The 12,291-nt window shown below is 53.1% G+C and carries 11 protein-coding genes; 1 reads left to right on the top strand and 10 read right to left on the bottom strand.

All coding sequences use genetic code 11. The features are described 5' to 3' along the window. Positions 1 to 353: 353 nt before the first annotated feature. Together EI42_RS03120 and EI42_RS03115 are read right to left on the bottom strand one after the other, a co-directional pair. On the bottom strand, positions 354 to 1,115 hold the full coding sequence (locus EI42_RS03120; protein ID WP_111318708.1) for a hypothetical protein: 762 nt from the start codon (positions 1,113 to 1,115) through the stop codon (positions 354 to 356). A gap of 153 nt (positions 1,116 to 1,268) precedes the next feature. Next, the gene (locus EI42_RS03115; protein WP_137686105.1) at positions 1,269 to 1,898 is read right to left on the bottom strand and encodes a hypothetical protein; all 630 of its coding nucleotides are present in this window, start codon (positions 1,896 to 1,898) and stop codon (positions 1,269 to 1,271) included. 338 nt (positions 1,899 to 2,236) lie between these two features. On the opposite strand from EI42_RS03115, the gene EI42_RS03110 reads away from it, so the two are divergent. Continuing rightward, the gene (locus EI42_RS03110) at positions 2,237 to 2,506 is read left to right on the top strand and encodes a twin-arginine translocase TatA/TatE family subunit (RefSeq protein ID WP_111318704.1); all 270 of its coding nucleotides are present in this window, start codon (positions 2,237 to 2,239) and stop codon (positions 2,504 to 2,506) included. Positions 2,507 to 2,552: 46 nt separating this feature from the next. Here EI42_RS03110 and EI42_RS03105 read toward each other — a convergent pair whose 3' ends face one another. The 8 genes from EI42_RS03105 to EI42_RS03070 all read right to left on the bottom strand — a co-directional run bounded on the left by EI42_RS03105 (position 2,553) and on the right by EI42_RS03070 (position 11,799). Continuing rightward, positions 2,553 to 3,458: an NmrA/HSCARG family protein gene (locus EI42_RS03105; RefSeq protein ID WP_111318702.1), complete on the bottom strand. Its 906-nt coding sequence runs from the start codon at positions 3,456 to 3,458 to the stop codon at positions 2,553 to 2,555. 130 nt (positions 3,459 to 3,588) lie between these two features. Then, on the bottom strand, positions 3,589 to 3,936 hold the full coding sequence (locus tag EI42_RS03100; protein ID WP_111318700.1) for a 4a-hydroxytetrahydrobiopterin dehydratase: 348 nt from the start codon (positions 3,934 to 3,936) through the stop codon (positions 3,589 to 3,591). Positions 3,937 to 4,041: 105 nt separating this feature from the next. After that, positions 4,042 to 4,704 (bottom strand): SDR family oxidoreductase, encoded by a 663-nt coding sequence (locus tag EI42_RS03095; protein ID WP_111318698.1) that lies wholly within the window; start codon positions 4,702 to 4,704, stop codon positions 4,042 to 4,044. Positions 4,705 to 4,833: 129 nt separating this feature from the next. Further along, the gene (ispF, locus tag EI42_RS03090; RefSeq protein WP_111318696.1) at positions 4,834 to 5,304 is read right to left on the bottom strand and encodes a 2-C-methyl-D-erythritol 2,4-cyclodiphosphate synthase; all 471 of its coding nucleotides are present in this window, start codon (positions 5,302 to 5,304) and stop codon (positions 4,834 to 4,836) included. Between the two features lie 2 nt (positions 5,305 to 5,306). Further along, positions 5,307 to 5,999 (bottom strand): 2-C-methyl-D-erythritol 4-phosphate cytidylyltransferase, encoded by a 693-nt coding sequence (gene ispD / locus EI42_RS03085; protein ID WP_111318694.1) that lies wholly within the window; start codon positions 5,997 to 5,999, stop codon positions 5,307 to 5,309. Between the two features lie 96 nt (positions 6,000 to 6,095). Next, positions 6,096 to 7,280, bottom strand: coding sequence for a PIN/TRAM domain-containing protein (locus EI42_RS03080; protein WP_170142308.1), 1,185 nt, complete (start codon positions 7,278 to 7,280; stop codon positions 6,096 to 6,098). Positions 7,281 to 7,660: 380 nt separating this feature from the next. Then, positions 7,661 to 9,082, bottom strand: coding sequence for a DNA repair protein RadA (gene radA / locus EI42_RS03075; protein WP_111318692.1), 1,422 nt, complete (start codon positions 9,080 to 9,082; stop codon positions 7,661 to 7,663). Between the two features lie 197 nt (positions 9,083 to 9,279). Then, positions 9,280 to 11,799, bottom strand: a complete 2,520-nt coding sequence (locus EI42_RS03070; RefSeq protein WP_111318690.1) for an ATP-dependent Clp protease ATP-binding subunit — start codon at positions 11,797 to 11,799, stop codon at positions 9,280 to 9,282. Positions 11,800 to 12,291 lie beyond the last annotated feature (492 nt).

The raw sequence follows: 12,291 nt of genomic DNA, 5'->3' as shown, positions 1-12,291 counted from the left end.
CAAGCGCGCCAAAGCGAGAATAGCAGCGTCTTCCTCTCAAATATGACAATCTCTTCGGAATGATTGACCCGCTCTTCTTCGGAGGGAGCCATCAAGAGCATGTAGCAAGAGCGGGTCGCACATCGAATTGCCACACGCATCGAACGGAGAACGCTTCCCGTCCGACAGGACCGGGCGAGAATGGGGCACGTGTCACTTGTCCCTGATGTGTCGGACAAAGAGGACAAAGCAGCCCCTGTGAAAAGGCTGAGGTGCGGTGGAGTTCAGACACAAGCCTCCTGGCGGGAGGTGATTGACTTCAGTAGTGAGAAAAGAAAAGGCGTGCATCTTACTGAGAGATGCACGCTTGCTGCTTATTTCTTGGGAGCCACAATTAATTCAAGATATGTCCAGTTAAAGCGTTTCCCTTCCCAACTCATAAAGAAAACGGCATAGTAGTTGCCCGGGGGCAGCGTAGGTGCTACTGTGTACTTCCATTGAATATGTCCTTGATCGTCGGTCTTTTGCACCTGTGGGGTCGAGGGATCGAAAACAAGGGCGTTCTCTATCTCCTCGGGGAAGGCCTGACCTATGCGGTCATTTGAGGCCCAGGGTGCGTTTGTCAGCTCAACCAGCTTCTTATTGAAGTCGCTGTCCTTTTTAGTGAGCCAGAGACGGGTGGCGATACCTGCCGTGTGTAGCTCTTCAGGACTATTACAGGTGCCGCTCCCTGTGACCGGTTTCTTCTGTGCTTGCATATCGGCAGTCAGTTGGGTTTGATCGCCTTCCATAAGGCCATAGGATGAAAGTTTGCCTGCTGGACAGCCGAAACCTGTCGTCAGAATGTCGATAGTAGGGGTTGGGGTTGGCGCTGTTTTCGTTTCGGTTGCCGTTGGCACTGTTGTGGTTGATGGCGTCGGTGTCAATTTTGTGTTTGCCTGATTTGCTGACTGTGGGCGATTGATCGCACCAATAGTGAAGCCACTGAGTAAGCCAGCAACCGCAAATAAAATAAGGGCGATGAGTACAGCGCTTTGTGGTTTATTCGGCCTCTTGCCGTTCTGTTGTGCTTGCCCTGAATAGCCGTGAGGTGGTGGCGTATGCGGGCCAGGTTGTGATGGTACTATTGGTTGCATGCTCTACGCGCTTTCTTCTTGAAATTCCCTGCACAAAATAAACTTTCCACTTACCTTTTACCATCATATCATGAGTGGGCCGGAAGGTAAGAGTTTTATCTATTTGCATTAGCCAAAATAGGTAGGGAATCGGAAAGAGAGCATGCTTGAGCGCTACTTCTCTTTGGTCACGGTAAACTCAACCCAGCTCCAGTTTGCATAGGTGCCGTCCCAGTCGGTGATAATCACAAGGAAGTATTTGCCCGGTTTGGTGCTGGCGGAAACGCCAAACTTCCAATGACCTTGCCCCTTTTCGTTGCACATCTGGGTTTGTGGTGTGCCGGGATCAAAGACCAGAGCTCCAGAGATTTCACCGGGGAGTGGCTCCTTGACCTTGTCGGGAGGCCAGAGGTTACTGGGAATCTGGATGCGCCCATTTTTATGCTCGGAAAGCCAGAGCTTACAGGTGATCCCTCCGGACTCGATGGGGTTTCCCGATTTGGCGCATTCTCCCGATTTATCGACCGCATGGGCCTTGAAGGTATATTGGATGGCCCCGTTCGCGATACCGCTGTAAGCCGTTTCGTCAACAACGGGGCAGTTGAGCGGCACCTTCGGGCCAGAAACCGGTGTCGTGGTGGCGGTTGTTTGAGCTACAGGTTGTGATGCTTGCGGTTTTGCGGCAGGAAAGAGCGCTTTTCCGGCAGCACCAAATGTAAAACCTGCGAGTAAGCCTGCAAGGGAAAAGAGAAAGAGAGCTGTGATAATGGCTTTCTTTCGACCTTTGCTCGGTTGGTTATACATATTCTGCATTTTCTAGAAAAATCTATGTTATTGTGTTGTTGTTTGTTATTGTATTACTAATGATATCACGCTATCGGTTGTGCTGTACCCTATTAGGCCAAATGGGTAGGATGCGCAAAAAGAGACCGATCATCACCCTGGGGAAGGCTTGATCGGCGAGCCCAGAAAAAGGGGGTATGGGGGAAAACCTGGGCCGGTAAGAAGAGCGTTCTACTCTCATGTATATGAACGGGAAAACAGCTCAATTTTTGTGCTGTTCTTACTCGGATTCTTGCTTGTCAGTATGATACAATACAGACACGAGGAACAGTCTTTTTTGCGGACAGGGGGTGATACTGATGCATTATTTAAATCTGGCTATTCTGATCTTGCTCCTGCTGGCCGTATTTGGGCCCAAGCATCTGGTGAAGATGGGCAAGGGAGCGGGAAAAGTGGTCGGCGAGGCAAAGGTGATGAAAGACAAGCTGATGGCCGACCTGAAAGTTGACGATATTGTTGGTGATCTGCGTGATGTGCCCACATCTCCTCGCGATGTCGCACGGAAGCTACTCCTTGATTCACCAAAGGACACCAAAGAGCAGGACGTCAAGGTCGCAAAAGCGGAATAAGCCCTCTCTCCTCGCAGGAGGCAGCCGAGTAATACCACTAGTGGCGTCAGCGGCGTGATGAGTGCTGACGCGCCGTACTATGCTCTTTGCGAGGAACCTTCTTGCTACCCCATCCGGTGACGTGAAGCCAGCGCTCGAAGGTCATAAGTTCCGGATAAATGGCACGAAGCGCCGGGATATCTGCCCTGAAACCACTGGTACTGAGCCAATCGAGATAGCGTACCATCTCAGGGCTGTAACCCTGTGTGCGCGACATTTCTACATAGTGTACCTCTTTTTCAAGCACGCGGCTAAAGGCTTCGGCAATCTGAAGCATAGAAAGCTCATCACCCGCAAGTTCCAGCGCCTGGCCGAGAAAGCGCTGTGGCTGCGCAAATGCCAGAGCCGCGAACGCACCGATATCTGCGACGGCAATCATCTGTAGACGGCGCTCGGCAGGAAGTGCCCAGGCAAGGACACCCTCTTGAATGGCTGAACCAAACATTGTGTGAAAGTTATCCATAAAAAAGACAGGCCGGAGAATGGTTGCGGGAATGTTGAGAGCGCGGATATATTGTTCAATCTGCCACTTGCTTTCAAAATGAGGGATGTTGGTATTGCGGTCGGCGCCCCCAATCGAGCTATAGACAAAGTGCTGTATGCCCTGTGCACTGGCGGCGTTCACCAGTCGCTTGCCCTGGGTGATCTCGGTCGCGGGATTCTGAAGCGTGTCTGGCTGCATGCTGAAAACGCCGTAAACGCCATGGAGGGCTTCGCTTAGCGTCTCCGTTTGGTCAAGGTTGCCGGGAACCAGTTCTACGCCGCGTTGAAGGAGTTCGCGCGCGGTTGGTTTGCGGGGATCACGTACTAGAGCGCGTACCTTCCAGCCCTGTGCGAGAAGATGATGCGTGACGGCTCCGCCCTGCTTACCGGTTGCGCCAACGACGAGAATAGTTTTTGCCTCTGGTAGCATAGCGCTCTCTCCGACGTATGATGGTAGAAAACCTCCTTCTCTTCTTACTATACCTGTCTATTTGATAGATGTGGATAAATGTTTGTTGCCCTTCCCGGATCAAACCCGCCAGAGGGAAGGGCACCCATGCTTAATGCATAGAATCATAGACCTTGTCAGTTTTCGCGGCCATAATGAAATCATTGCGATGAAGCCCGTGGATCGCATGTGTCCACCAGACAACACCGACACGACCCCACTCCAGCGCGATCGAGGGATGATGTCCCTCTTCCTCTGCCAGCTCTCCTACTTTGTTGGTGAATGCCAGAGCCTGAGCAAAGTTTTTGAAGGTAAAGACCCGTTCAAGGCGACGAATCCCGTCTTGCTCGATAACTGTCCAATCGGGAAGCTGTTTCATATATTCAGCAATTTCAGCGTCGGTGGCTTTGGGAGCATCGGCGCGGCAGGCCTCACACTTCAAATGTCTGAGTTTTGTCATAGCGCTTTTTTCTACCTCCTGAAATAGAATCCTCTATTAGTATACGGATGGGGTCCATGTATGGAGGCATCGGCAGTAGAGAACAAGCAGGTAACGTGTTTCAGGTTATGCGAAAAGGTGTGGGCGTGTGGCTGGTCCCTGATCGGGCCAAATGATCACATCGACACTTTTGTTGGCGGCTTCCGGCTGGATGAGCGCCTGTACCAGTACCTCGGCAAGGTCGGCGCGTGGGATCATACCATCTGTCGGGAGGGGATGAGGAAAAACCAGAATACTTTGTCCGCCCGGATCATCGGTCAGGCCACCGGGATGAATAATGGTATAGGTCAGGCCACTGCTTATCAGTGCCTCTTCGGCCTTGTGCTTGGCTCGAAGAATATGTGCCAGAGGCGGGATGCGTTCGGGTTGTTGTGTGCCCATTGAGGAGCAGAGGATAAAGTGGTGTATGCCTGCCTCTTTGGCCGTATTGATTGCCCGAACGAGCAGGGCATGTTCAGTTTCCTCAATCACCCTGCGATCGCTCATAGAACGCGTGCCAATGACACTGATAACGGCCGTGCATCCGTCCATTGCCTCCCGTAATGTTGCGGAATCGAGTATATCAGCAACGAAGATCTCTGTGGTGGGTGATTGCAGTCCTCGGGCCTTCTGTGGGCTGCGTACAAAAGCGCGAGCGTGAATGCCTTTTGCTTGAAGTGAGGAGAGAACAATGCGGCCTGTAGCGCCACTGGCGCCGAGAACCAGAACGCGTCCTGTGAAATCTACCATAAGTTGCAGCTCCTTCTTCAATCTTTCTTCTTCTATTATAGTCGTGCATGCAGAAGGATGAAGCACACAGGCCCGGAAAGAGAAAAAGCCGCCTTCCGGGTAGGAGAGACGGCCTCTTCGTGGTTCTATCTATCGTTCTACCAGGAGGGTGGCGTAACAGGCGATGCCCTCGCCGCGGCCTGTGAAGCCGAGGTTATCGGTCGTAGTGGCTTTGACGCTCACCTGATCGAGCTCAAGCCGCAGGGCACTGGCGATGTGCTGGCGCATCGCGGGCGTGTGGGGAGCCATTTTCGGGCGTTGCGCCACAATCGTGACATCAATATTGCTGATTCTCCAGTTCTGCTTGCGAATCAGCTCATAGGCATATTCCAGAAAGACGGTGCTTGGCTGATCTTTCCAGCGGGGGTCTTCTGAGGGAAAGTGAGAGCCAATATCGCCCTGAGCGGTTGCGCCAAGCATGGCATCTACAATCGCGTGAAGCACCGCATCTGCATCGGAGTGACCCGAAAGGCCGAACTCATAAGGGATGGTCACACCTCCGAGGATCAGCGGACGATCCTTGACGAACGCATGAACATCGAAACCAAAACCAATACGCATTGTCATTTTTCCTGACCTCGAACAAGGATTTCGGCGAAGAGGAGATCTTCCTGTGTTGTAATCTTAATGTTGGTATATGATCCGGGAAAGATCGTTACCTGGTGTCCCAGACGCTCCAACAGAGTTGCATCATCGGTCATATCGTCTTGTGCTTCGGGAGCGTGATGGGCCTCATAAATCAGCGGGAAAGAGAAGACCTGAGGTGTCTGCACCGACCAGAGCTGCGAGCGGTCGGGTGTCGCGACAATCACATTTTCTCGTACCTGCTTGATCGTATCTTTTACCGGGACAGCAGCAATAGCGGCTTGCGTCTGCTGCGCGGCCTTCAGGCCTTCCTCCAGTATAGCAGATGTGACAAAGGGGCGGGCGGCATCATGAATCATTACCCAGCGACAGCCGGGTACATGTTCTTGTAGCGCATCCAGCCCGTGGCGCACGGAATCCTGCCTTCGCTGGCCGCCGGGAACGACAGCAATCACTTTATGCCAGCGTTCCTGCTGGCAGAGCTGCTGTACGTCATAGAGACGCTCCTCGCTGGTCACAATGACAATCGTGCTGATCAGAGGGGACTCCTGAAAGGTATCAAGGGTGCGGGCAAGAGTAATACGGCCAGCAAGGGGGATCCAGAGCTTGTCGCGCCCCATGCGACGACTGGCCCCGGCGGCAACGATAACAGCGGCGGCTGTTGTATTCATGCTCTTCTTGAATCGCTTCCTTTCTCCAGTAGGGTTTGAAAGAGAAAGAGGGCACCCGCTGCGGGGTGCCTCTGAATGGGTTGCTCTGTTTGCTTTTTATGCCTGTCTCTGTCTGGTCGCCTGAGGGACCGAGGGAGGAGAGGCGGTGTTCGTCTGCTGTTGACTTTGTGGTTGCTTGGGATGGGCAAAGATCATACGACCGGCGACCGTTTGCAGCACGCGGGTGACGGTCACCTCGATCGTCATGTTCATATACTGGCGTCCGTTCTCGACGACAATCATCGTGCCATCATCAAGGTAGCCGACGCCCTGTCCGAGCTCTTTGCCATCTTGCATAATCTTGATATGCAGATCTTCGCCGGGGAGCAGCACCGGTTTAATCGCGTTGGCGAGCTCGTTAATATTCAGAACTTTGACGCCCTGCAACTCGGCTACCCGGTTCAGGTTGAAGTCATTCGTAATGATCGGACAATGCAGGTCTTTTGCCATCTTGACCAGTTTGCCATCAACGTCATTGATGCCCTCAACGTCGGTATCAATGATCTCGATGGGCACCGTGGCATCCTTCTGAAGCCGATTGAGAATTTCAAGACCACGGCGTCCCCGGTTGCGACGCATGGTATCAGCGGAGTCGGCGATGCGTTGAAGCTCATTCAAGACAAAGCGTGGAACAGTGAGTGTGCCGCTAATAAAACCGGTCTGGCTGATATCAGCGATCCGGCCATCAATGATCGTGCTGGTATCCAGTAGAATGGGAGAGGGCGGATGCTGCGCTTTAGCCTTGTCTTTGTCGCGATCTTTCTTGCGGTCGCGTTCATTCTCTTCATCGCGATCGCGGTCGCGGCGGCGTTGCCACATGCCCTGAAAAAGGTGGGCAAGATCGCTTTTACGCATAACCGCAGAGGCCACACCGAGCCAGCCGAACAGCACGGCCCCGACAAAGGGCAACAGATGTCCCAGTGGCTCTGGCAGGCTATTGAGAGGAATAGCCAGAAGGGCCGAGATAATCAGGCCAACGGTCAGGCCGATGGCGGCAGCTACCAGATCGCTGGCGGCTGCTTTCCGAATTTTATCGCGCATCCATACGTACGGAATGACCGTAACGTATGGGGTGATTACAAAGGCAAAGACCCCGGCGATAAGCGCGATACCAATAATCCACTGCCAGGGAAGAGACTCTTTCCCCGGTACGGCATGGGAAAGCTGCCACATGTAGTAGCTGAATATGGTGCCGATGGCAATGAGGCACCCGACAATACGTGACACATTGTTAACGGACATCCCTGCATCCTCCGTCGCAAAACACAATAGATGCGATACATGGTTTCATGCTCAAAAGGCGCGACGATGTAAATGCAGGCGAGAACGGTGATGAAAAGAAGAAGAATGATTGCAGATAACATGTTGCCTCGCTTGCTGTGATAAATCATAGAAACCGTGCCTGTTGAGCAGAAAATTTACTATATCGACTATGCAGTATACATGTTTTCAGGACGGGACGCAACAACCATAGTAAGGCTATCATCGTGCTGAAAACGGTGTGTCGTACTGCAAAAGTCATACGTTCACTATCATCTCGCAGTGGAAGGACCGATTGCCTTCCTCATTACTAGTGTAATGTAATCGCTAAATCGATCGCAAGTGATGTTGAAAAAGACTGCTCAATCCTGGGATGAAAGATTGAAGAGCACCTCTAATGCAACACCTAAAGTACTAGCAGTGATAATCGTAAAGTCTGGTGGGAGTCCCGCATCTTCCAGCTCAGTGCGAAGTTGTGACCCTTTGCCTGCTGAAGGAATAATGCAGCGCTTGAAGCCCAGTTTGGCCGCCTCACGAATGCGCAGAGGCAGGCGATTGACCGCCCGTAACTCGCCCGAAAGTCCCACCTCACCAATCAGCACCAGATCATCCGGGATATTTTTATCGCGATAGCTGGATGCGATGGCTGCTGCGATGCCAAGATCAACCGCGGGCTCTTCCAGCGAGAAGCCGCCAACGACATTCGCATAGACATCCTGATTATTGACAGGAAGACCGACACGCTTGGTTAGAACAGCCAGCAGCATCAGCAGGCGGCTATGTTCGATACCGTTGGTGTTACAGCGGGCGATGCCATAATTGGTTGGAGTGACAAGGGCCTGTACCTCCACCAGAATTGGTCGGGTGCCCTCCATGCTGACCACAATAGCGGAGCCGGTAGCACCTGAGGCACGATCAGAGAGGAATGCTGCTGAAGGATTAGGCACTTCAAGCAAGCCCTCCCCATGCATCTCAAAGACGCCGACTTCGTGGGTGGGTCCGAAACGGTTTTTCACGCCGCGGAGCAGACGATAGGAGTGATATCGTTCGCCTTCAAGGTAGAGTACGGCATCTGCGATATGTTCAAGGGCTTTTGGACCGGCAACCGTGCCTTCTTTGGTCACATGGCCGATGATAAAGATAGGCACATGGGTACTTTTTGCAAGATGCATGAGCTGGACGGTGCACTCGCGCACCTGACTGATGCTGCCGGGAGCGGCGGTCAGGTGGCTGGCAACGACGGTCTGAATGGAGTCGACGATGACCAGAGCGGGCTTGAGCTTATGAACGGTTTCGGCGATGACATCCAGCTCAATCGCAGCCAGAAGATACAACTGTTCGCCTGTGATCTCAAGCCGTTCAGCGCGCATCTTCACCTGCTCGACGGACTCTTCGCCTGAAACATAGAGGACAGGACCGGAGGACCGGGAAATATGGCCGGACACCTGAAGGAGAAGCGTGGATTTGCCGATACCAGGTTCGCCCCCGACCAATGTCAGAGAGCCAGCAACCAGACCACCACCAAGCACGCGATCCATTTCTGAATAGCCAACAGAAATACGGGTTTGTGTCAACGGCTGAATATGTGGCAAAGCAACCGGAGCGCTGGTCCCCTGTGAAAGAAATGACGAACCGGTAAGGAGGGGTTGACGACGTGGCTGCGCCGGTAGCTCGGCAACCTCTTCCAGTGTGTTCCAGGAGCCACAATCGGGGCATTTCCCCATCCACTTGCTCTGCTCACCACCACATTGCTGACAGACGTATTTTGTTCGAGTTTTCGGCATGGTTACTCAATCTATTTCAACTTGACGAGAGAGACCGCGATACAACAAAGAAGGACGCATTCTGGAAATCCCGTGCGAGACGGAAACCGACATACATCTTTTCCAATTGGAGGATGTAAGACCGGCAAGAGGTTTTGAAGAAACGGGTAAGAGAGAAGAGGGGTATGTTCAGGTACAACATACCCCTCTGGTTTCTACTAGGATTCTGGGCTGGAACTTCCCTCACCGCCTGCCGAGAGAGCAGCTTCAGGAGTTGCTCCCGGAGGGAGGGGCTCGACGCGCTTACGCACGTTGAGAACCAGCTTTTTCTCTTCAATCACGGCTTCAACGAGGTCGCCCGGGCGGAACTTGCCTTGCAGCAGGCCTTCAGCAAGCTGGTCTTCGACCAGACTCTGAATAGTGCGGCGGAGCGGACGTGCGCCATACTGAGGATCGAAGCCCTTCTCGATCAAGAAGTCCTTCGCAGCGGACGGGACGACCAGCTCAATCTGCTGTTCAGTAAGCTGTGCACGGACGCGGTTGAGCAGCAGATCCACGATTGAGTACATCTCTTCCTTGCGCAGTGAATGGAAGACGATAATCTCATCAATACGGTTCAGGAACTCTGGCTTGAAGGTGTTCTTCAGTTCGCCGATCACCTTGCTTGCCATTGTATCGTGCTCAACCTTTTCCCTGTCTTTCGTCTGGTGGAAGCCGATAGCGGCAGCCTTATTCAGCAGGGAAGCGCCAACGTTGGATGTCATGATAATGACAGTGTTTCGGAAGTCAACGGTGCGACCCTTCGCGTCGGTCAATTTGCCGTCTTCAAGGATCTGCAACAACATATTGAAGACGTCGGGGTGAGCCTTCTCGATCTCATCGAGCAAGATCACGCTGTAGGACTTACGTCGGACCGCCTCAGTTAACTGGCCGCCTTCTTCATAACCGACATAGCCCGGAGGTGCGCCGACCAGACGTGCGGCTGCATGACGCTCCATGAACTCTGACATGTCGATCTTAATGAGAGATTCCTCGCTGCCGAACATGAACTCGGCGAGTGCTTTTGCCAGCTCGGTTTTACCGACGCCAGTTGGTCCCATAAAGATGAAGGAGCCAATCGGGCGTTTGGGATCTTTCAGACCGGCGCGAGCGCGGCGTACAGCGCGGGAAATCTTCTCAATGGCCTCATCCTGGCCGATAACGCGAGCGTGAAGGGCCTCTTCCATCTTCAACAGGCGCTGAGACTCTTCCTGAGCGATACGCATCACGGGGATACCTGTCCACATCGAAACGATCTGGGCGATTTCCTCTTCGCCAACGACAGGCTTTTCGCTGCCACGCTCTTTCTGCCAGCCAGATTCCAGCTTGGCAATGCGCTCACGCAGCTTGACCTCGCGGTCGCGCAACTCAGCAGCAAGCTCATATTCCTGCTGTTGAATGGCTGCTTCTTTCTCACGCAGAACGGACTCCAGCCCTTTGAGCGCTTCTTTCAGATTGAGAGGAGCGAGCGAGTTCTGCATGCGAACGCGGCTGGCGGCCTCATCAATCAGGTCGATGGCCTTATCGGGCATGAAGCGATCAGTAATATATCGACTGGCAAGCTCGGTTGCGGCCTTGAGCGCCTCGTCTGTGATCACCAGACGATGATGCTGCTCATAGCGTTCGCGGATACCTTTCAGGATCTCCACGGTTTCCTCAACCGAAGGCTCGCGGACTATCACTTCCTGGAAGCGCCGCTGAAGTGCGGCATCACGTTCAATGTATTTGCGATACTCATCGAGAGTAGTTGCACCGATACATTGCAGCTCTCCACGGGCAAGAGCCGGTTTCAGGATATTCGCGGCATCGACCGCGCCTTCTGCGGCACCGGCACCTACGAGGGTATGAACCTCATCAATGAAGATGATGCAGTCGCGGCTGTTGCGAATTTCCTCAATGATCTTTTTCAGCCGTTCCTCAAACTCACCGCGATACTTTGTACCGGCCACAAGGGAGCCGACATCCAGGGTGAGCAAACGCTTCCCGGCGAGCGTTTCCGGTACTTCGCCTGAGATCAGACGCTGAGCCAGTCCCTCGACAATAGCCGTTTTACCAACGCCCGGTTCACCGATCAGTGCGGGGTTGTTTTTGTTACGGCGGGAGAGGATCTGGATGACACGTTCGATCTCTTGATGACGCCCGATGACGGGATCAAGGGTTCCGGCACGAGCGGCGGCTGTCAGGTCAATGCCCATCTGGTCGATGGTGGGGGTCTTCGAATGTTTCGCCTCGCGCTCATGCGGCGCGCCAGACTGGCTGAGCACCTGTATGGTTTGAGTACGAACTTTTTCGAGGTTGACACCCAGGCTTTCGAGAACGCCAGCAGCGATCCCTTCACCTTCACGCACAAGACCAAGCAAGAGATGCTCTGTGCCGATATAGTGGTGATTGAGGCGACGAGCTTCGTCAACAGCCAGTTCGATGACTTTCTTGGCACGCGGGGTCAGACCGATTTCGCCAAGAACGATGCGGTCACCGCGCCCAATTATAAATTCAACGGCGCTGCGAACCTTGTTGAGTTCGACGCCGAGATTCGCCAGAACTTTCGCTGCCACCCCTTCGCCTTCGCGCACCAGGCCCAGCAAGAGATGCTCTGTACCGATATAATTATGCTGGAAGCGTTGAGCTTCTTCTTGAGCGAGACTCAAGACTTTTCTGGCTCGCTCTGTGAATTTATCAAACCTATCTCTGTCGTTCACCTGTTTGTCACCCCCCTTTCAGTGGCAGAGGGTGGAACCGAGCCCTCTGTGTCGCTCAGGTAAACTATGTGATTCATCATACAACACCCATCATACAGCGTCAAGGATAACAACTGTAGCCTCCCGTCTGTCGAGAAACTCTTACTGTTTCTATGTACAATCCCGTCCTCGCACTTCTTTTATTGCGATATAAAGGAAGCTGGGAGAATCTTTCGCTTTGTTGTCTGTTTCTTTAGAGAAGTTTTCCAGGGAAGTGGAGAGAGGAAATGGAACCGGCTTGTGAGAACACCACTTTTCCGCCAAATCATGGAACCTCTTGAGCTCTCTGGCCCTCAGGACCGAGGGACTCTGCAAGGAGAACTGCGCTTCAGCGGAATGTGCTCAACCAGTTTACCTGCTCCTTGCAACGCTGGTAAAGAAACCCCTCTAGCATACTTGATAAACTGTGCATTTTATAATACTACACGGAATATGCTGCGTCAAGGAGACCCA

The organism is Thermosporothrix hazakensis (assembly GCF_003253565.1).
In the GTDB taxonomy this organism is placed as follows: Bacteria; Chloroflexota; Ktedonobacteria; order Ktedonobacterales; family Ktedonobacteraceae; genus Thermosporothrix; species Thermosporothrix hazakensis.
This window is presented reverse-complemented; position numbering and strand designations above follow the sequence as displayed.